Source organism: uncultured Gilvimarinus sp. (genome assembly GCF_963975215.1).
Classification (GTDB): domain Bacteria; phylum Pseudomonadota; class Gammaproteobacteria; order Pseudomonadales; family Cellvibrionaceae; genus Gilvimarinus.
Genome location: NZ_CAXBFW010000001.1, coordinates 220,095 through 240,714 on the forward strand (window position 1 = coordinate 220,095; position 20,620 = coordinate 240,714).

18 protein-coding genes are annotated in these 20,620 nt (G+C 54.8%); 13 read left to right on the forward strand and 5 right to left on the reverse strand.

What is annotated here, in order from left to right; all coding sequences use genetic code 11:
- Positions 1–242: 242 nt before the first annotated feature.
- From gltB to AAC019_RS00880, 4 genes are all read left to right on the forward strand, one after another.
- Entirely contained in the window at positions 243–4,697 is a 4,455-nt protein-coding gene (gene gltB, locus AAC019_RS00865) for a glutamate synthase large subunit (protein WP_339896650.1), read from the forward strand.
- Positions 4,698–4,731: 34 nt separating this feature from the next.
- On the forward strand, positions 4,732–6,150 hold the full coding sequence (locus AAC019_RS00870; protein WP_339896651.1) for an FAD-dependent oxidoreductase: 1,419 nt from the start codon (positions 4,732–4,734) through the stop codon (positions 6,148–6,150).
- Between the two features lie 96 nt (positions 6,151–6,246).
- Positions 6,247–7,311 carry a uroporphyrinogen decarboxylase gene (gene hemE / locus AAC019_RS00875; RefSeq protein ID WP_339896653.1) on the forward strand — a complete coding sequence of 355 codons (1,065 nt, stop codon included), beginning with the start codon at positions 6,247–6,249 and terminating at the stop codon, positions 7,309–7,311.
- Positions 7,312–7,402: 91 nt separating this feature from the next.
- Positions 7,403–8,785, forward strand: coding sequence for a DUF3391 domain-containing protein (locus tag AAC019_RS00880; protein WP_339896861.1), 1,383 nt, complete (start codon positions 7,403–7,405; stop codon positions 8,783–8,785).
- Between the two features lie 2 nt (positions 8,786–8,787).
- On the opposite strand, the gene asd is transcribed toward AAC019_RS00880, so the two are convergent.
- Positions 8,788–9,648 carry an archaetidylserine decarboxylase gene (gene asd, locus AAC019_RS00885; RefSeq protein ID WP_339896654.1) on the reverse strand — a complete coding sequence of 287 codons (861 nt, stop codon included), beginning with the start codon at positions 9,646–9,648 and terminating at the stop codon, positions 8,788–8,790.
- A gap of 149 nt (positions 9,649–9,797) precedes the next feature.
- Between asd and AAC019_RS00890 the strand changes: the two genes are divergently transcribed.
- From AAC019_RS00890 to AAC019_RS00900, 3 genes are read left to right on the forward strand one after another with little or no spacing between them, the layout of a single operon-like run.
- Positions 9,798–10,448: an MBL fold metallo-hydrolase gene (locus tag AAC019_RS00890; RefSeq protein ID WP_339896655.1), complete on the forward strand. Its 651-nt coding sequence runs from the start codon at positions 9,798–9,800 to the stop codon at positions 10,446–10,448.
- On the forward strand, positions 10,402–11,163 hold the full coding sequence (locus tag AAC019_RS00895; protein WP_339896657.1) for a SprT family zinc-dependent metalloprotease: 762 nt from the start codon (positions 10,402–10,404) through the stop codon (positions 11,161–11,163). The genes AAC019_RS00890 and AAC019_RS00895 overlap by 47 nt, the downstream gene beginning before the upstream one ends.
- A gap of 3 nt (positions 11,164–11,166) precedes the next feature.
- A complete protein-coding gene (locus AAC019_RS00900; protein ID WP_339896658.1) occupies positions 11,167–11,529 on the forward strand; it encodes a DUF2750 domain-containing protein in 363 nt (120 codons plus the stop codon).
- 13 nt (positions 11,530–11,542) lie between these two features.
- Here AAC019_RS00900 and AAC019_RS00905 read toward each other — a convergent pair whose 3' ends face one another.
- Positions 11,543–11,884: a hypothetical protein gene (locus tag AAC019_RS00905; RefSeq protein WP_339896660.1), complete on the reverse strand. Its 342-nt coding sequence runs from the start codon at positions 11,882–11,884 to the stop codon at positions 11,543–11,545.
- Between the two features lie 229 nt (positions 11,885–12,113).
- Between AAC019_RS00905 and AAC019_RS00910 the strand changes: the two genes are divergently transcribed.
- From AAC019_RS00910 to AAC019_RS00935, 6 genes are read left to right on the forward strand one after another with little or no spacing between them, the layout of a single operon-like run.
- Positions 12,114–12,617, forward strand: coding sequence for an LEA type 2 family protein (locus tag AAC019_RS00910; protein WP_339896661.1), 504 nt, complete (start codon positions 12,114–12,116; stop codon positions 12,615–12,617).
- Between the two features lie 36 nt (positions 12,618–12,653).
- Entirely contained in the window at positions 12,654–14,912 is a 2,259-nt protein-coding gene (gene parC / locus AAC019_RS00915; RefSeq protein WP_339896662.1) for a DNA topoisomerase IV subunit A, read from the forward strand.
- 20 nt (positions 14,913–14,932) lie between these two features.
- A complete protein-coding gene (locus AAC019_RS00920) occupies positions 14,933–15,199 on the forward strand; it encodes a PilZ domain-containing protein (protein WP_339896663.1) in 267 nt (88 codons plus the stop codon).
- A gap of 10 nt (positions 15,200–15,209) precedes the next feature.
- Complete coding sequence (locus AAC019_RS00925; RefSeq protein WP_339896664.1) at positions 15,210–16,391, forward strand: DUF4124 domain-containing protein; 1,182 nt, start codon at positions 15,210–15,212, stop codon at positions 16,389–16,391.
- A gap of 23 nt (positions 16,392–16,414) precedes the next feature.
- Positions 16,415–17,482, forward strand: coding sequence for a polysaccharide deacetylase family protein (locus tag AAC019_RS00930; protein ID WP_339896666.1), 1,068 nt, complete (start codon positions 16,415–16,417; stop codon positions 17,480–17,482).
- Positions 17,464–18,012: a DUF924 family protein gene (locus tag AAC019_RS00935; RefSeq protein ID WP_339896667.1), complete on the forward strand. Its 549-nt coding sequence runs from the start codon at positions 17,464–17,466 to the stop codon at positions 18,010–18,012. Before AAC019_RS00930 ends, AAC019_RS00935 begins: the two co-directional genes overlap by 19 nt.
- On the opposite strand, the gene AAC019_RS00940 is transcribed toward AAC019_RS00935, so the two are convergent.
- The 3 genes from AAC019_RS00940 to AAC019_RS00950 are packed head-to-tail and all read right to left on the reverse strand — an operon-like array spanning position 18,009 to position 20,567.
- Entirely contained in the window at positions 18,009–18,848 is an 840-nt protein-coding gene (locus AAC019_RS00940; protein WP_339896669.1) for a glucosaminidase domain-containing protein, read from the reverse strand. The genes AAC019_RS00935 and AAC019_RS00940 overlap by 4 nt on opposite strands.
- 23 nt (positions 18,849–18,871) lie before the next feature.
- On the reverse strand, positions 18,872–19,543 hold the full coding sequence (locus tag AAC019_RS00945; RefSeq protein WP_339896670.1) for a replication protein P: 672 nt from the start codon (positions 19,541–19,543) through the stop codon (positions 18,872–18,874).
- Complete coding sequence (locus AAC019_RS00950; protein ID WP_339896671.1) at positions 19,455–20,567, reverse strand: DnaT-like ssDNA-binding domain-containing protein; 1,113 nt, start codon at positions 20,565–20,567, stop codon at positions 19,455–19,457. The genes AAC019_RS00945 and AAC019_RS00950 overlap by 89 nt, the downstream gene beginning before the upstream one ends.
- Between the last annotated feature and the right edge of the window lie 53 nt (positions 20,568–20,620).

A 20,620-nucleotide genomic window follows, 5' to 3' on the forward strand; every position in this document is an offset into this window, starting at 1 on the left:
TGTGGCAATTGCCAATAACCTGAGCTTAAAGGCCCGTAATACGCGGCTTATCGTACAATCTCGCCGGCTGAGGCCGGCATCCTCGCGCCACTGTTCCGCTTGCCTAAATGGGCTTGAGCGGGTAATATTCTGCGCCCATTTGTAATAGCCCCTCTAGTTCAGGGGCTTTTTTGTCGGTAGCACTACTCGCGCTTTTGGCCGGGCGGTGCGCTGCCGCAGATACTGATATTGAGAGACAGCGTATGACCACTGGCCTGTACAGGTTGGACGAGTTTAAAGACAACTGTGGATTTGGTCTTATTGCCCACTTGAAGGGTAAGACTAGCCATCGTCTGCTCGAGACCGCGATCGAATCTTTGACGTGCATGACTCACCGTGGCGGTATTGCCGCTGATGGTAAAACAGGCGATGGCTGCGGTTTATTGCTGCAGAAACCTGACAGCTTCATGCGCGCGGTTGCGGCTGAGTCATTCTCCACGCCGTTGACCGATATTTATGGTGTCGGCGCCGTTATGTTGAGCCGCGACGCTGCGCAAGCTGACGCGGCTCGCGAAGTACTTGAGGGCGAAATCGCCAATGTCGGTTTGAGCGTTGCCGGTTGGCGTGACGTGCCGGTCGATACCGGTTGTCTGGGGCCGATTGCGCTCGAGTCACTGCCGCTGTTTAACCATGTGTTTGTCAACAGTCCCGATGGCCTGAGTAATGCCGAAGTGAGCGCTAAGCTGTTAATGGCTCGCCGACGTACCGAGATTGCCCTGCAAAGCGATCGCGCATTTTATATTGCCAGCTTAAGCACCACTGTACTGTCCTACAAAGGCTTAATGATGCCCGTGGACTTGCCACAGTTTTTTGCCGATCTTGCCGACGAACGCCTTGAGACCGCGATCTGTGTGTTCCACCAGCGCTTCTCAACGAACACGACACCCCAGTGGCCGCTGGCTCAGCCGTTTCGCATGCTGGCCCACAATGGTGAAATTAATACGGTCATGGGTAACCGCAACTGGTCGGTTGCGCGTACCGATAAGTTCTCTACGCCGCTGCTGCCCGATATTGCCGAGGTTGCGCCGCTGGTTAACCGCACGGGCTCTGATTCATCAAGCCTGGATAACATGCTGGAAGTGCTGCTGATTGGCGGTATGGAGCTGCATCGCGCCGTGCGTATGCTGGTGCCACCGGCCTGGCAAAATGTCGAGCACATGGATTCTGATTTGCGGGCGTTCTACGAGTACAACTCGATGCACGTGGAGCCGTGGGATGGCCCTGCTGGCCTGGTGATTACCGATGGTCGTTACGCCGTCTGTACACTTGATCGCAACGGCTTGCGCCCTTCGCGCTGGGTCATTACTAAAGATGACATTATTACCGTGGCGTCCGAAGTCGGGGTGTACAACTACAAGCCCGAAGATGTCGTCGCCAAGGGCCGTTTAGGGCCCGGGCAGATACTGTCGGTAGATACTGAGACGGGCGAGCTGTTTCATACGCAAGATGTCGACAACCAGCTTAAAAAAGGTCAGCCGTATAAGCGCTGGCTAAAAGACAATGCCGTTCGTATCGAGTCTACGCTCGAGACTGATGTGGCCGAAAATGGCTTGTCTGGCGCTGATATGAAAGCGTTTATGAAAATGTATCAGGTTACCTTTGAGGAGCGCGACCAAGTGTTGCGCCCGCTCGCCGAAGGTGGTCAGGAGGCCGTAGGCTCGATGGGGGATGATACCCCTATGGCCGTGTTATCGAGCAAACAGCGCTCGGTGTACGATTATTTCCGTCAGCAGTTTGCGCAGGTGACTAATCCGCCCATCGATCCGCTACGTGAAGCCATTGTGATGTCGCTCGAGACCTGTGTTGGTCGCGAGTTGTCGGTATACGAGGAGACCGAAGAGCACGCTAATCGCGTTATTCTAACCTCGCCGGTACTGTCTCCTGCTAAGTTTCGCGCCCTCACTAATCTGGGCCGCAGCGACTATAAAGCCGAGACTTTCTCGCTGGCCTACGACCCCTCAAAAACGGGATTGCAGCAGGCTATTAACGATTTGACAGCGCGCGTGGCCAATGCCGTGCGTGGTGGTACCGTTTTGGTGGTGTTGAGCGATATGGAGCTCAAGCAAGGCCAGCTGCCCGTTCACGCGTTGCTGGCAACCGGCGCTGTGCATCACTACCTGACGCAAAATGGTCTGCGCTGTGATGCCAATATCATCGTCGAGACCGGTACTGCGCGCGACTCGCACCAGGTCGCATCCTTGATCGGTTACGGTGCTACGGCTGTGTACCCATACCTCAGCTATTACGTGATGAACGATTTGCTGAGCAAAGGTGAGTTGCTTACCGATGTAGATCACGCCTATAAAAATTACCGCAAAGGGCTCGACAAAGGTCTGTTAAAGATTCTGTCGAAGATGGGTATCTCGACCATTACCTCGTATCGCGGTGCGCAACTGTTTGAAGCTGTCGGCTTAGCTGAAGAGGTGGTGGACACCTGTTTTGTCGGCACCCCCTCACGCATTAAAGGTGCTCGTTTCGAAGATCTTGAGGCTGATCAAAAAGCGTTGGCAAAAACCGCCTGGTTAGATCGCAAGCCAATTGTTCAGGGTGGTCTGCTTAAGTATGTTCACGGTCAGGAATATCACGCTTTTAACCCCGATGTGGTGCAAGCATTGCAAAATGCCGTGCAAACCGGCGACTGGAAGCTGTGGCAAAAATATTCCGACCTGGTTAACAACCGCCCGGTCGCGACCTTGCGGGATTTGATTAAAGTGAACGGCGGGGCCAATAAGCCGGTGCCGCTGGAAGAGGTCGAGCCTATCGAGAGCATTATTAAGCGCTTCGATTCGGCCGGTATGTCTTTGGGGGCGCTGTCGCCCGAAGCGCACGAAGCGCTTGCCGAAGCGATGAACACTCTGGGTGGTCGCTCGAACAGTGGCGAGGGTGGCGAAGACCCGGTGCGTTTTGGCACCAACAAAGTCTCTAAAATTAAGCAGATTGCCTCGGGCCGTTTTGGTGTGACTCCGCACTATCTGGTAAACGCTGAAGTGCTGCAAATTAAAGTCGCTCAGGGTGCTAAGCCTGGTGAGGGCGGCCAGTTACCCGGTGGCAAAGTAAACGCTTTGATTGCGCGCCTGCGTTACTCAGTGCCAGGTGTTACTTTGATTTCGCCGCCACCGCATCACGATATTTACTCAATCGAAGATCTGGCGCAGCTGATTTATGACTTAAAACAAGTCAATCCCGATGCGCTGGTGTCTGTTAAGTTAGTCTCGCGCCCTGGGGTTGGTACGATCGCCGCGGGTGTCGCCAAAGCGTACGCCGATTTAATTACTATCTCCGGCTACGACGGCGGCACCGCGGCAAGCCCGTTAACCTCGATTCGCTACGCCGGCTCGCCCTGGGAGCTAGGTCTATCGGAAACACACCAAACGCTGCGTGCTAATGACTTGCGCGATAAAGTGCGGGTGCAAACCGATGGCGGTTTAAAAACCGGGCTCGATGTGATTAAAGCGGCGATGCTTGGGGCCGAGAGCTTTGGCTTTGGCACCGCGCCGATGGTGGCGCTGGGTTGTAAGTACCTGCGTATTTGCCACCTCAATAACTGCGCAACCGGCGTTGCCACTCAAAACGAGAAGCTGCGCCGCGATCACTACATTGGCACCGTCGAAATGGCGAAAAACTTTTTCCGCTTTGTGGCCGAGGAAGTACGCATTTTGATGGCCGACCTAGGTGTGAAAACGCTGGCAGAGCTGGTTGGCCGGGTCGATCTTTTGGCCTTAACGGAAGGTCAAACCGTTAAACAAAAAAATCTGGACTTGAGCCCGATTATTCACACCGACGAATTTTTGGCAACCAAGCCGCAGTTGTGTGCCGTGTCGCGCAACACACCGTTTGATAAGGGTGAGTTGGCCGAGGCCATGGTGAAAGAGGTGTTGCCGGCGATCGAGGCGAAATCCGGTGGTGAATTTAAGTTTCACCTGACTAACTGCGACCGCTCTATCGGCGCACGCTTAAGTGGTGAAATTGCCAAGCGCCACGGTAACCAGGGTATGGCCGACAACCCCATCAGGCTTAATTTAACCGGTATTGCCGGCCAGAGCTTTGGTGTGTGGAATGCCGGCGGCCTGGAGCTTTATCTCGAAGGTGATGCCAACGATTACGTTGGCAAGGGTATGGCTGGCGGTAAGATTGTTATTCGTCCGCCAGCGGGCTCTGAGTTTGCGTCAAACGCGACCAGCATTATGGGTAATACCTGTTTGTATGGCGCCACCGGGGGCAAACTATTTGCGGCCGGTACGGCGGGCGAGCGCTGCGCTGTGCGTAACTCGGGCGCTCAGGTTGTGGTAGAAGGTGCGGGCGATCACTGTTGTGAATACATGACCGGTGGCGTCGTCACTGTGTTGGGTGACACTGGCGTTAACTTTGGCGCTGGTATGACCGGCGGCTTTGCGTATGTACTGGATGAGACCAATCAGTTTGTCGATCGTTACAATCACGAGCTGGTTGAGATTCACCGTGTTGACACCGAATCGCTAGAGGCGCATCGTCATCACCTGCGCGGCGTTATTGAAGAGTTTGTCCAAGAAACCGAAAGTGTCTGGGGCGAGAAAATCCTGGCCAACTTCGATGATTACGTGGGTAAATTCTGGTTAGTAAAACCCAAGGCCGCCAGCGTGAAAAGTCTGCTGGAAAGCGTTAAGACGCGCGGCGAATAACCCCGTTGGGTTTAACAGTTTAGAGGCATTAACTATGGCCGAACGTTTGAGCAATAACTTCCAGTTTCTTGATGTTGGTCGTCAGGATCCATCGAAGAAAGACATCCAGACTCGCAAACATCAGTTTGTCGAGATCTATGAGCCATACAGCAAAGATGAGGTGGCGGGCCAGGCTCATCGCTGCCTTGAGTGTGGCAACCCTTATTGTGAGTGGAAGTGTCCAGTCCATAACTTTATTCCTAACTGGTTAAAGTTAATCTCTGAGGGCAATATTTTTGAGGCGGCTGAACTCAGCCATCAAACCAACACCTTGCCCGAGGTCTGCGGGCGTGTGTGCCCTCAGGATCGTCTGTGTGAAGGTGCCTGTACGCTAAACGATGGTTTTGGTGCAGTGACGATCGGTAATGCCGAGAAGTACATCACCGATACCGCGTTTGCCATGGGCTGGCGCCCGGACATGTCCAAAGTAAAGTGGACCGATAAAAAAGTGGCCGTTATCGGTGCCGGCCCTGCCGGCCTTGGTTGTGCCGATGTGTTAGTGCGCAACGGCGTAAAGCCAGTGGTGTTTGATCGCTACCCCGAAATCGGTGGCTTGCTAACCTTTGGTATTCCGGAGTTTAAGTTAGAGAAGTCGGTTATGACCCGTCGCCGTGAAATTTTCACAGAGATGGGTATCGAGTTTCGCTTAAATACCAACGTCGGTACTGACGTTACTATGGCCGAGTTAATGAGTGAGTACGATGCCGTATTTATGGGTATGGGTACTTACAATTACATGAAAGGCGGCTTCCCCGGCGAAGATTTGCCGGGCGTTTACGATGCCCTGCCGTTTTTGGTGTCCAACGTTAATCGCAACTTAGGTTTTGAAAAAAGCGCCGACGAGTTTGTCAGCGTTAGCGGCAAGCGTGTTGTAGTGCTTGGTGGTGGCGACACTGCTATGGATTGTAATCGCACCTCAATTCGTCAGGGGGCTGAGTCAGTGTCTTGTGCTTATCGCCGCGACGAAGAAAATATGCCTGGCTCTAAGCGCGAAGTGCAAAACGCGCGCGAAGAGGGCGTCGAGTTTTTGTTTAATCGCCAGCCCGTCGCCATTGTTGGTGAAGATAAAGTCGAAGGCGTTAAAGTGGTTACTACGCAGCTGGGCGAGCCTGACGAGAACGGTCGCCGTCGTCCCGAGCCTATCGCCGGCAGTGAAGAAATTTTGCCTGCGGATGTCGTGCTGGTCGCGTTTGGTTTTCGCCCGAGCCCACCTGAGTGGTTGGCGGAGCAAAGTGTCGATGTGAATAGCTGGGGTGGCGTCGTTGCACCCGAGACGCAAGAGTTCAAGTTTCAAACCAGTAACCCTAAAGTGTTTGCCGGGGGCGATATGGTAAGAGGCTCTGATCTGGTTGTAACGGCTATTTGGGAGGGCCGCGAGGCCGCCGAAGGTATCTTAGACTACCTCGAAGTTTAAGCAAAAAAGCCGGTCATTTGACCGGCTTTTTTATCGCCGGCGAAACTGGCGCTGGCACAAATCATAACAAGACACTCGATGGATATCTGATTGACCATGACCCAACTTAAAAACGATCGTTTTTTACGTGCGCTGTTGCGTGAGCCTGTCGATGTAACCCCCGTGTGGATGATGCGCCAAGCCGGACGTTACTTACCAGAGTACCGCGCTAGCCGTGAACGAGCGGGTAATTTTATGGGGCTGTGCGGCAACCCTGAGATGGCGTGTGAGGTAACTCTGCAGCCGCTGGAGCGCTACCCGCTAGATGCGGCCATACTGTTCTCCGACATCCTTACCATTCCGGATGCCATGGGACTGGGCCTGTATTTTGAAACGGGCGAAGGCCCTAAGTTTAAAAAGCCTGTGCGCACCGAGGCCGACATTAATGCGTTGCAGGTTGTCGACCCGGCCAAAGACTTGCCGTATGTAGTCGACGCGGTATCGCTTATTCGTCGTGAACTGAACGGGCGCGTGCCGCTGATTGGGTTTTCGGGTAGCCCCTGGACGCTGGCGACTTACATGATCGAAGGTGGCTCGAGTAAAGACTTTCGCTGCGCCAAGCAAATGCTCTATAACCAACCCGAGCTAATGCATCAGTTGCTCAATACTTTGGCCGAGTCTGTGATTGTTTACCTCAATGCACAAATTGAGGCCGGTGCCCAGGCGGTGCAAATTTTTGATACCTGGGGCGGAGCCTTATCGCACGCAGCCTACCAAGAGTTTTCGCTGGCTTACCTCGATAAAATTGTCAAAGGCCTGATCCGCGAGCGAGAGGGGCGCCGGGTGCCGGTTATTTTGTTTACCAAAGGTGGTGGCCAGTGGCTAGAGGCCATGGCGGATACCGGCGCTGATGCGCTGGGACTTGACTGGACCACCGACATCGGTGCGGCGCGCACCCGGGTGGGCTCGCGCGTGGCGCTGCAGGGCAATATGGATCCGACCATCCTCTACGCGTCTCCCGATCGTATTCGGCAAGAGGTCGGGGCGATCCTGCAGTCGTTTGGCACTGGGGCGGGGCATGTTTTTAATCTGGGGCACGGTATTACCCCAGAGGTCGATCCGGAGCACGCCGGTGCTTTTATCCGGGCGGTTCACGATTTATCGGCGCAATACAACCCTTGATCGGTAGTCTCTGGCGCCACCTGCGAATATTGATTACACTGGCTTAACGCCAATGCCCCAGCGCTAGCGAAGGGGTTAAGAGGGAATGGCAGTGGGGATAAAACAGGTCAAGCTAAGTGTGAACGAGCTCACCATCGGCATGTATGTGTCGGGGTTGGATCGGCCGTGGGCGCAAACCCCGTTCCCGCTGCAGGGCTTTTATATTCGCGATATTGACGAGCTGAAAAAACTTAAAAGCCTTTGCAGCCACGTTTATATCGATGTGGTAAAAGGACGCTCGCCGCTGGCTACTAAGCTGCGCTCATACGATGGCGCGACGGGTGCGCCTGGCGGTAAAAGTGAAGCCACCCGGCGTGTTGATAGCGCCCCGGTTACCGTTCCGGTTAAGCCGATAAAAATCCAGCGCAATCAATACCAGGAGGTTAAATCCCTGGGGCGTGAGGTTAAAAGAGCCCGCGACCTGCACCAAAAGGTGTACTCCGCGGTTGCCGATGTTCTCTCCCAGTTAGATACAGAAACTTTTTACGATATTCCTGTGGCCGAGACGCGTCGCCTCGCCAGCGATATGGTCGATAGCGTGCTGCGCAACCCCGACGCCTTTACCTGGCTCTCGCGAGTGCAGGAGACTGACGAGTACACCTATAGTCATGCGCTGCGCTCATCGGTGTGGGCGATCTTATTTGGTCGTCATATTGGCCTGGCAAAGCGTGAGCTAGACATTCTCGCGATGGGGGTTTTGCTGAAGGACGTGGGGAAAACCAAGCTGCCTCACGAGCTTATTATTAAAGCGGATCGCACACCTGAAGAGCAAAAACAATACGAAGGTTTTGTCGCCCTTGGCGTCGAGCTGCTAAAAGGCGCCGATGGTATGGAGCCGCGCGTCATAAGCGTTGTGCGCACCCACTGCGAGCGCTTAAATGGCAGTGGCTTTCCACAGCACCTTATGGGCGACAAAATTCCGTTGTTGGGTAAAATTGCCGGCATTGTGACCTTTTACGATACCGTTATTACTCCTCGCGGGGCCACGGTCCCTATCGCGCCCTCCAAAGCGGTTGCCCGGTTATACGAGCTGCGCAATATTCAGTTTCAGGAAGATCTCGTGGTCGAGTTTATTCGCGCGATTGGTTTGTACCCCACCGGAACACTCGTCGAACTCAACACCGGCGAGGTTGGTGTGGTGGTCGAGCAGAACTTTGAGCGCCGTCTAAAACCCAAAGTAATGGTGGTGATCGATGCGCTCAAGCAGCCATTAAAAACGCACAGGCTGCTCGATTTAGCCGACGATGACCGCACCAAGCAAGCGTTGATTGATGCGGGCAAGGTCTCATTGGCCGATGTGCAAAAAGTGGAGATTGCGCGCGATTTGGAGCCCGGCAGTTACGATGTCGATATCATCGCGATTCGGGATGATTACCTGCTCTCTACCGAGAAAAAAGGCCTGCGCGCGCTACTGGATCGCTTTACCCGCTCGTAGGCTTAGCCGATGGTTTTGCCCATGGCCTCGCCCATACGGGTGGCGCTTTCGGCTTTAAAGGCTTCGTCCCAGAGAACTTTATCCTTCCCGAATAACACGATTGCTGTAGAGCCCAGTTTAAAGCGGCCCATTTCGGCACCTTTTTCTAAGGTGATTGGGGCGGCCTGATCGGTTCCATAATGGGTTGTAACAACGCGGCGCTTAAAAGGGGCGACCTCGCCGGCCCACACAGTTTCGATGCCGGCGACAATCATGGCGCCCACCAAAACAACGGCCATGGGGCCTGCATCGGTATCAAAAATACACACGGCGCGCTCGTTGCGGGCAAACAGTCGGGGTACTTCGCGGGCGGTAGCGGTATTTACCGAGAATAAGTCGCCGGGGATGACGGTCATTTGTCGCAGTCGCCCGGTGAGTGGCATATGCACCCGGTGGTAATCTTTGGGTGATAAGTAAACCGTGGCAAAATGGCCGTCGGCAAACTCGGCGGCTAAGGTCTCGTCGCCACCAAGCAACTCGCAGGCGCTGTAGAGCTGCCCTTTGGCCTGAAAAATACGGCCCTCTTCGATCCTGCCCACCTGGCTAATGGCGCCATCAGCGGGGCAGACAACGCTGTTACCGGTGTCGTCGATGGGGCGAGCGTCGGCTTTTAACGCGCGGGTAAAAAAATCGTTAAAGCAGGCGTAGCTGGCCGGGTCTTCGTTCAGTGCCTGAGACATATCCACGTGGTAGCGCTTAATAAACCAGTTAATAAACGCGCTTTTCACAGTCTGGTTTTGACAGCTTGCCAGTTTGCCGGCTAAACGGGACAGTGCGTGCTGCGGTACCAGATACTGCAGGCTGGTAAATAACTTATCATTCATGGAGTTGCTATCCTTTCGGCTCAAATGCGGCGCCCGTGGCGTAGGTGTATGCTATCAGAGATTTGCCATGGCGGCGTTCTCCGGTGTCGATCTGGCTGCTAAACTGCGCCGTTTATTGCCTGACAATACCGTGTGATAGCGAGGTTCGAGTGCTTCAGTTTCAAATTATTCCTGTAACTCACTACCAGCAAAACTGCTCGTTGATTTGGTGCGAGCAGACTGGCGAGGCTGCCTTGATCGACCCCGGCGGTGACCCTGAGCGCATCCGCCAGACGCTTGAGCAGGCGGGTGTTACGCTGACCAAGGTTTTGCTCACCCACGGGCATTTAGATCATGTCGGGGCCGCCGAAGTGTTCGCCGAGGAGTATCAAATACCGATTATTGGGCCTCATATCGACGATACCTTTTGGCTTGAGCAGCTCGATATGCAGGCGCAAATGATGGGGTTTTCGCTGTTGACGCCGCAGGTGCGGCCCTCCCGCTTTGTGGCCGATAACGAGGTTATTAGCGTCGGCAAGTGCTCGCTTGATGTCCTGCACTGCCCGGGACACACACCGGGGCATGTGGTGTTAGTCGATCAGCAGTCCCGGTTAGCGTTTGTCGGTGATGTTTTGTTTCACGGCTCTATTGGGCGCACGGATTTTCCGCGCGGGGATCACAGGGTTCTGTTGCAATCGATCACGACAAAGCTATGGCCGCTGGGAGACGATATTCGCTTTGTGCCCGGCCACGGGCCTATGTCGACTTTTGCCCATGAGCGAGCCCACAACCCCTTTGTGGCTGACAAGAATTTTGGTTGAGTTACCGTCGTTACCCTGGCCGGTAACCTTTCAGTTTAGTGCCCGGCGGCGCACGGTGAGTATCGAGGTGCGTGAGGGGCAAGTGCGCGTGCTGGCGCCCAAAGGAATCGCCAAACGCGATTTACAGGCCTTGCTACAGGCCCGGCACCAGTGGGTGAGCGCAAAACTGTCGCAGCAGCAACAGCGGATTGCGTCGCGCCCGCGCTATCGCTATCAGGCGGGCGAGCGTTTGCCCTATCTCGGAGGGCAGCTCACCCTGGCCATCGCTAACGGTACCCGTGCAGCCTGTGTGCGAGACGCCGACCTACTGCGTGTCTGGCTGTCATCGCGCAGCCGCAAAAGCGTAACAGAGCAAGTCTATCAAAGCGTAGCCCAGTGGTATCGCCACGATGCTTTGCGCTTGCTTGAGGCCAAAACACAGCAGTTGTGCCGCGCTACCGGGCTTCAGTGTCAGGGCGTTAATATTCGCGCGACACGCTCTAAGTGGGGCCACTGTACCTCTGACGGTTACATTCAATACAACTGGCAAATAGTGCTGGCTCCGATGGCCGTGGTGGATTATCTTGTAGCCCACGAAGTCAGCCACCTGCGTCATCACAACCACAGTCGTGCATTCTGGCAGCAGGTACATGCCATTTGTCCGGATTATCAGCGCCAGCGCATCTGGCTGCGCGAGCAGGGACACCGCTTGATCTTACCGCCCTATGAGAGGTAAACCATGGAACCTTTATCAGACGATTTTGAAGAAAATATCGATCGCTTTATTGTCGAGGGGATCAATACCGGCTGTGTGTGGGGGCTCGAAGGCCCGGACGGTTGGGCGCTATGCGACTCGGAGAAACGCGACGATACCGATGTGATGCCGCTGTGGTCTTCGCGCGAGCTGGCCGCCGTGCACTGCGTTGAGGAGTGGCACGATTACCAGCCGCTGCCCATCGCACTGGCCGAGTTACTGGAGGATTGGCTGCCCGGGATGCATGAGGATGTCATTCTGGTGGGGATCAACTGGAATCAGGATATGGAAGGCGAAGAGTGGGAGCCGCTGGATCTGCTATCAGAGTTCGAGCAGGAGCTAAGTTGAGGCCGGCCTTTAATTAACCGGCTTCGCTCGCCTCTGCCAGCTCCTCGACGCCAAACAGGTAATCGTGCAAAATATCCACCTGATTATCGGCGACATAACGCTCGAGTTGGTTTAAATCGGCAAAAGCCGGGGTAATGGCGCTGTTAGGGTCACCGCTGTAGTCAGCCCGTGTCATCACCACCACCTTAATCGGGGCGGCGTCCGAGTCGGGGGGGCTAAAAAGTAGCTGTAATACTTTAAATTTAAAGTCGAGACAAAAGCGCATTAGGTTGGGGTAACTGGATTCTTGCCGGTTGTGAAAGCGCAGTTCTCGGCTACCTAGTAGCGTATTATTGGCGGTGCTGGGTTGCTGCATAATGTGTCTCGGTGCGGCGGTAAAACCCGCTCGTGAATGAGGGGCTCGGTAAAATGTCGATTACAGCACACTCGGGCGTGTGCGCAGTGTGATTTGTGTCACAAAAATGTCTGGGTGGCGTTGAACGTGCTGACTCTGAGTGCCCGCACAGCCGCTTGATTCCCGTGCCGATTGAATCATAATGCCCCTTGGCTGACGGGACTGTCGAGCCGTATTAAGGAGTGCTGGTATGTCTGTAAATTGTCGTTTGCTCGGTTCTGGTCGCGTTTGGGCCGCTGTAACAATTTTAGTCTTACTGGCCGGTTGTGCGAGTTTACGGCCGGGCTTTACCGAGCCTACGGTCAATGTCACCGGGCTCCACCTGTTGCCTGCCGAGGCGGGTGAACTGGCTCCGAGAATTGGTCTGCGCCTAAGGATTACCAACCCCAACCCCGACGATCTGGTGATCAGCGGCATGTCGTATAGTATGGCGCTGCAGGGCTACGACTTATTAAATGGCGTGAGCGCCAAAGTGCCAGTGCTTAAAGCCTACAGTGAGACACCGATGGAGCTAGAGCTGACCACCAATATTCTGGAGCTGGTGCGCCTGGCTCGCTCACTGAGTCGCAGTAACGCCAACCAGCCCATCGATTATGAGTTTGCCGCTAAGCTCGACACCGGCCGTTACACGCCGTCGATTCGGATCAAAGAGTCCGGCGAAGTTAACTTTGAATCGCTGTCTGGGCAGCCTTAAACTGATCTTTTAAGACGCGAACAATCAGGATAACCAATGTCTGAACACACGCAATTTTCTGAGGCAGAAGAGTTTATCTCCCTCAAAGAGTACGCCGAGAAAGCTTATCTCGACTACTCCATGTACGTTATTCTCGACCGGGCTTTGCCCCATGTGGGCGACGGCCTAAAACCCGTTCAGCGGCGTATCATTTACGCCATGAGCGAGCTGGGCTTAAAATCCACCGCTAAGTACAAAAAGTCGGCCCGTACTGTGGGCGACGTGATTGGTAAGTTTCACCCACACGGTGACTCGGCCGCCTACGAGGCGATGGTGATTATGGCGCAGCCGTTCTCCTATCGTTACCCGCTCGTGGATGGCCAGGGCAACTGGGGGGCGCCGGACGACCCTAAATCGTTTGCGGCGATGCGTTATACCGAATCTAAGCTGGCGCGTTACGCCGATGTTCTGCTCGAAGAGCTGGGGCAGGGCACCGTTGACTGGCAACCTAACTTTGACGGCACCATCGACGAGCCCGAAGTGTTTCCGGCACGGGTGCCCAACGTGTTGCTCAATGGCACCACCGGTATTGCCGTGGGCATGGCAACCGATATCCCGCCGCATAATTTACGCGAAGTCGTTAGTGCCGCCATCCACTTGCTGGACAATCCTAAGGCCGATGTCACTGAGTTGTGCGAGTTTGTGCAGGGCCCCGACATGCCCACCGAGGCAGAAATTATTACCTCGCGGGACGATATCAAAACGATTTATCACACCGGCCGTGGCAGCTTGCGCATGCGCGCGATCTACACGCGAGAAAAAGACACCGGCGATGTGATCGTCACCGCGTTGCCGCACCAGGTTAGCGGTGCCAAAGTGCTCGAGCAAATAGCCGCGCAAATGCAGGCTAAAAAACTGCCGATGGTGGCCGATTTGCGCGATGAGTCGGATCACGAAAACCCCACTCGCCTAGTGGTGACACCGCGCTCGAACCGGGTCGATTGCGAGCAGTTAATGCAGCATCTGTTTGCGACCACTGACCTTGAAAAAACCTACCGTATCAATATGAACATGATCGGTATCGACGGGCGGCCGCAGGTTAAAAACTTACAAAAAATACTGTCTGAGTGGCTAAGCTTCCGGACTGTGACGGTGCGCCGGCGTCTGCAATATCGTCTGCAAAAAGTCGAAGAGCGTTTACTGCGCTTAGCCGCCTTGATGATTGTTTACCTCAATGTTGATGAGGTGATTCGCATCATTCGCGAAGAAGATCATCCCAAACCAGTATTGATCGAGCGCTTTAATCTGGTCGAGATGCAGGCCGAGTATATTCTGGAAACCAAGTTGCGCCAGCTGGCACGACTGGAAGAAATGAAAATACTCGAAGAGCAAGAGAAGCTTGAAAAAGAGCGCACCGAGCTCGAGAAGATTTTAGGCTCAGCCACACGCTTAAAAACGCTTATCCGCAAAGAGTTAAAACAAGTCGCTGAAGATTTTGGCGATGACCGCCGCTCACCCATCGTGGCGCGCCAAGAGGCGCAGGCCTTTAGCGAGTCGGAGCTGGTGGGCGCCGACCCGGTGACGGTGGTGGTATCCGATAAAGGTTGGATTCGCGCCGCCAAAGGTCACGATATTGACCCCGAAGCGCTAAACTACAAAGCCGGTGATCATTTTAAGTTAGTCGCGTTAGGCAAATCGAACCAGCAAGCGATATTGCTCGACTCCACTGGTCGCAGCTATGCGATTGCTGCGCACACCTTGCCGTCTGCAAGGGGGCAGGGCGAACCTCTCAGTGGCCGTTTAAACCCTCCTAATGGTGCCACCTTCGAGGGTCTGTTGATGGGCGCTGATGATCAGACAATATTGCTGGCCAGTGATGGCGGCTATGGGTTTATTGCCTCGTTAAGCGACTTGTACAGTAAAAATCGCGCGGGTAAAAATGCCTTAACCTTGTCGAAAGGAGCGCAGGTGTTGCCCCCATCGGTGGTGCTCGACCCCGAAAACGACTGGGTGGCAGCCGTAAGTAATGAGGGCCGGCTACTGTTATTTCCGGCGGTTGAGTTACCTCGCCTGGCACGTGGTAAAGGCAATAAAATTATTAACATTCCATCGGCTCGCGTGCAATCGCGCGAAGAGTTCGCCTTGGGGATTGTAACTTTATCGGCCGGGCAGTCTTTGACTGTGTACTCGGGCAAGCGCCATCTTACCTTAAAGCCGTCTGACCTGGAGCATTACCGGGGCGAGCGCGGACGTCGCGGCAATAAATTACCGCGCGGGTTTCAAAAGGTTGATCGTTTAGCGGTGAATGAAAAATAATAAATTACAGGGAGCCTTTGGTGGTGGATAAACGACAGTATTTACGTACCCCCATAGCATGCAGAATTAAAATTGTGCACGCAGAGCTGGGTGAGATGTTGGTAAAAACCCGCGACCTCTCTGATGGTGGCGTCTTTGTCTTGCTCGATCCGGAGCAGGCGCCACCGATTGGCTCGTTTGTCACCGGGCAAATACAAGGCTTGGTGGAGGACGCCCCGATCGTTGAGATGGAGGTGGTAAGAGCCGAGCCTGACGGGATTGGTCTTAGGTTTGTTACTCAGGATTAAGAGGCCCGCTATGCGCCGTGGGGCAGGTTTACTATTGGGGGTATATGCGGCTCTTGTCGCTGGCATGGTGCAAGCGCAGGTGTACAGCTGGACGGACAGTAATGGCCGCGTCCACTACTCTGATCAACCCACCGATCAAAACGCAGTATTGCAATCGTTGGACATTGGCACCATGCCGGCGCCCAAACTGGTTAAGTTAACCACCCCCCGATTGTTGCGCGGCGCGCTTTACCCACTGGTCATGTCGCCTTTTGGTTATAGTGATGCAGTTTTTTCGGCCACTAAACCTGCCGCGCGTTTTTATTTTGGCGGCGATTGTGTTTCCCCCACCTCGCTGCGTTTTAACGAGTTACGCCAAGCCCTGCCGACACTTGTGCGCACCCCGGAACAACTGCAGGTGGATGCATTTCGCGCGATACGCCGTTTGGGGCACACGCATTTATATCGCGCCGGGCACTATGGCGGCCCGGTAGTCGATAGCGAGCAAGTGCGTTATCTAAGTGGCGAGGTCATTGATCTCGATCTTGCCGGCTGTTTTAGTCAGGGCGCTTCTGCGTTTTCTGCGGCCGAGTTGCCCGAGTCGATGTTGTCGCGCTTTAAGATGGCGAACGCCTGGATCAAAGTTCGCTGGCAATTGCGCCGCTCGCCCGGTGCCACCCCCCTGTTAAGCTTTGAAACCGAAGGCTCCGCGGCGACCCAACTAACCCCTGAGGTAACTCTGTTGTCTGCCATGCGCGAGAGCTTTTCGGCGGCGGCCGCTAATGCGCTTAGTGATTCGCGTCTACGTCAGGCATTATTGGCTGACGACCCGGACAATCAAGAGCCACCGCCGCAAGCAGACGCCAATCAACAACTGATGCGCCAGGCCAACTTCGCCGCCGCTCTGTCAGAGCTAAGCGCGGTAAAGGTTATGGTTGCAGAGTACTATCAAATACGTGGGGTGATGCCTTTATCCATGACAGCGATTGGCCTGGGCGCCGAACAGCTGCAGCACAGCCGCTATATCTCGTCGTTGCGTATGCAGGCGCCTGGGGTTATTCACGCCGAGCTTAATGTGGGCGCGTTCTCAGCAGGGCACTTTGTCGAGTTAATCCCAAAAGTCAGTCAAGGTTTTACATTAATTGAATGGCGTTGTGAAACCAGCCTCGACACGCAACTGTCAGCGTGCCCTGCAATTGGCACGGCTCCTTAATGAACTTTTAATCAGGCGATTTTATGTATCGACAAGCGCTGCGGAAAATACTGCTGCTATGGTTGTTTATCAGCGCGCCGGGCTACGGCGCCGTGATTTTGCAATACCACCATGTTAGCGATAAAACTCCGGGAGCTACCTCAACCTCGCCCGAGCGTTTTAAACAGCACCTCGATTATCTCAAACAGCATCAGTTTCGGGTGATCCCTTTGCCGGAGCTGATAGAGCGTATAAAAAAGGGCGAATTGAGCGATGAAAAAATCGTGGCAATCACCTTTGACGATGGCTATCGCTCTGTGTACGAAGTGGCGTTTCCTTTGCTGCAGAAATACCAATTCGCTTTTACCGTGTTTGTAAATAGCACCCCAATTGATCGGGGTGCGGGTGAGTTTGTTACCTGGGCAGAGCTTAACGAGATGGCAAAAGCCGGCGGCACGATTGCCAATCACACCGCATCTCATCCACACATGGTGCGCTTGCTGGAAAACGAAACCACACCCCAGTGGCGCAAGCGCATGAGTCGGGAAGTTACCGCGGCGGAAGAGGCAATTAAAAAACAAGTGGGCCAGTCAGTGAAATTTCTGGCGTACCCCTACGGCGAGTTTGATGCAAAAGTCACCGCCTTGATGGAAGAGCTTGGGTTTGTTGGGTTTGGTCAGCACTCGGGAGCGGTGGGTGTTGATGCCGATGTTTTGCGCCTGCCGCGGTTTCCGATGGGCGCAAATTTCGGCAAGCTTGAAACTTTTAGTACCAAAGTAAATACTCTACCCCTAGCGGTTAAAGACCGGCAGTTGTTAGGTGCCAACAAACAGCCGCTATCAGAGGCAGTCGTTGCCGCGGGCTCGCGCCCGGCAGTACAGTTAACTCTGGCGCAAGCACCGCTGGCGTCGCGCTTGCATTGTTATTTACAGGGTGAGCCATTGCCGGTAGAGGTGGAGGGCGCTAAGGTGCTGGTTAAAGCGGCGCGCGGGTTAACGGCCGGCCGATCACGTTTTAACTGTACCGCCCGTGCCGATGATGGGCGTTACTATTGGTATTCTCAACCATGGCTAGTAACCGGGGAGCAAGGACAGTGGCAGCACGAGGATTAGACGCCGTTTTACCCTATTGGTTTGAGGAGCTTAGTCCCTCCGATTGGTTTCGAAAAAGTGCCCCACTGGATGCCGATATCACTCAGCGCTTTGGCGCATTGCATAAGCGTTTGTCGACTACGGAAGTAGACGTTAACGCAATGACGGCGAGTGAGGTGCTGGCGGTGGTGATAGTGTTGGATCAGTTCTCGCGAAATATTTATCGCGATGAGGCGCGGGCATTTGCAGCCGATGACAAAGCGTTAACCTTGGCGCAGCAGCTGGTGGCCCAGGGGCGAGATCAACAGCTGCCGGCCCAGCAACGTGTGTTTTTGTATATGCCCTATATGCACAGCGAAGATTTAACCGTGCACGATAAGGCGCTTGAGCTTTTTACCGATGTGGGCTTTGCCAATAACCTAAAATTTGAGCGCAAGCATCGGGATATTATCGCGCGTTTTGGTCGTTACCCGCACCGTAACAAGATTCTTGGCCGCGCCAGCACCGACGATGAGTTGGCGTTTTTGCGTCAGCCAGGTTCGTCGTTTTAACGCTCGCTCAGCAAGGTGTTGTCCTGATCGAGCAGGGCCAGTTTGTTGTAACGAATTAACTCTGCAAGCTCGTCGATGTACACTTGCCCTCGGCTCGAATATCCCCCTAAGCCCGCAATCAGCTCCTCGCCGGTAATAGCTTGGCCGGCATTGCGCAGTGCCGCTCTGCGCGAGCGTACCGCCGCGTAAGTGCGGTGGGTGTTGATGTTGTGATAATAAGCGTTGATCGCCTGCTCAAGGCTTGGAAACTTCTGCACCTCATGAGTGGCGCCCTTACTGCGTTTTTTGGGGACCAATCCGCAGCCTTTGGTGTAGCACCACTGGCCAAATAAGTTTTGCGCCTGCCGGGCAAAGCGCGATGTGCCCCAGCCAGATTCAGCCGCCGCTTGAGCCACCACCATCGAGGTAGGAATGATATCAACTCGCCTTAATAATTTTTTTATGTGTTGGGCGTGGGGCGTGGTCGACTCGTCTATTGGTTTATCAGCCGCAATCCGGTAGCGAGCTTTTAAACGCTGTAATTGCTCCCTTTGCACGTAGCTTAATGTTTTGCCTTGCGCTAAGTCGCCGAGCATGTCGGTAAGCCGTGCGCGCGCTTGCATGATCGCGTCGTTTTTGGCCGCGGCCATAGGGGCAATAAGCTGGATAAAGGTTTGCTTGCGGGTGGGGATGTCGTCAATGGCCCGCATATTGGGCAAAGTAGTGTCACCGCTAATACTTCCCAATGTTGCGGGCTGGTAATGGGTGCTGGCAAAAAATAAGGCCAGTGCCAAGGTACCCAATGCATAGAGTACGAGAATGGCAGCAATAAGCTGAAACTTGCGTTGTACGATCATTTTATGCTCGTTGTTATTCGCTATTAAATGTCTAGTGAGTCGCGCAGTGCTTGCATCCGGCGTTGATTTTCTTCGTTGCTTAAGGGCGTTTCGGTATGTTCCGGAAGCGCTGGGGTATCGGGCGATGGCAGCGTCTCGCCATTGATAACCCGCTCGCACAGGCGCTTGTAGTGTTGCTCAAACACCGGGAAGGCCGCGCGCTCGGTGCTGCTGCTTAAAAAGTACCAATCGCTGGCCCGGCCGGCGTGATAGACCGCCGGATGGCTCCAGTTAAACGCCGTTTTGGGCGAGGGCGCCTGGCAGGCTTCAACGTAGGCTGCGTGGGGGTCTTTTAGGCCGTGTTTGCGTGGGTCGCCCTGACAGGCCACCATCATTTTGTTTAGCGTTGGCAAGTAGTCGGAGGTTTCAATCACTTCGCGCGCGCCGCGGCGGATGGTATCCGGGTCAAACTTTTGCAGCGATTCTAGCCACAGTTTTTTAATTTGCCCCAGTACCGCCCCATCACTGTAGGCCTTGTAATACTGGTTGTGATAGTTGATGCGAAACAGCGCAAACACCTCATTTAAGGCATCAATGTGAGCGTCGCTAGGGGCGGCGGTGCGGCCCTCAGCTGGCCCAGCTGCGGTCGGTGAGGTCTTGGATGAGGCTTCGATCTCGCGTTGTGCTTGCTGCAGTAGTTTGTTGCTGTCCTGCATGGCTATGTACCTGTGTCGGCTGAGCATTCAGTGCGTGCTGGCGCGCCCAGTGGTGTTTAACATGTTGCAAAAACTTGGTGTTCCAGGAGGCGTTAAGCTGGTTGCTGTCGCGCCAAAAGAGCACAAACTCGGGCACCTGTTTGCGGGCAAAGTCTAAGTCGATATTGGCCAGTTTTAATACGTCGTACACATCCCGGCTTGGTTGCCAGTCGGCGGCAATGCGCTGTGGCGCTGTGTCGTGTTCCAAGGCGCTGGTGTAGCGTGCCCACTGGCGTTTAACATGCTGAATAAACTTGCTGTTCCAGGTGCGCCCCACGTCGCCGCGCTCGCGCCAGTAAAGCACAAATTCGGGGATGGCATCCTCGACAAAGGCCTGGCTGATGCCGGCATTGCGCACCAGTAGCTGCATGGCGTCGCCCGACGGGCGCCAGTCGGAGGGCACCGAGGTGTCCTGGTCACGTTTAAATAAGCCGGTTTCGTGTTCGCGCCACTGGCGTACCACGTGTTTTAAAAATTTAGAGCCCCAGGCGTGATGTGACTCGCCGCGCTCGCGCCAGTAAGTGACAAACTCGGGCAGCTGCTGGCGAATAAAGTAATCCGGAATATTATATTGAGCGATCTGTGCCATCAGCTCGGCATCTGGCTGCCACTGAGCACCGATGGTGTTGCTTTGGCGCGGCGCTGCCGGCCTTGCTACCGGTGCTACGGGCACCGGGGCCGACGGGCTGAGCACGCCGGCGGCAAAACGCACCCGCAGCTCGCCGCTGCTGGTAAAGGGCGCGCTTAAAATATCGATCAGGCCTTTCTCTTGCAGGTTTTTGCCGATGCGCTGCACGTCGTCAGGCCCCCAAAAGCCGAGTCGCTCGGCCGCGGCCTCGGCGTTCAGGCAGACGGCATTGGCCGCGTTGCCCGGGGCGGCCAGCTCGCTCAGGGTGCTGAGCATTATCGCCTCTTCCAGGCCGATGGTGGCGGCCAGAGAGGGCGATAATAGCAGCGGTTTTTCGGGTAGCAGCGTCGATGTCATAGGGTGCACTTTAGCATTGATCGGTAGCGCGGTTGTAGGGGCTGTAAAGTACG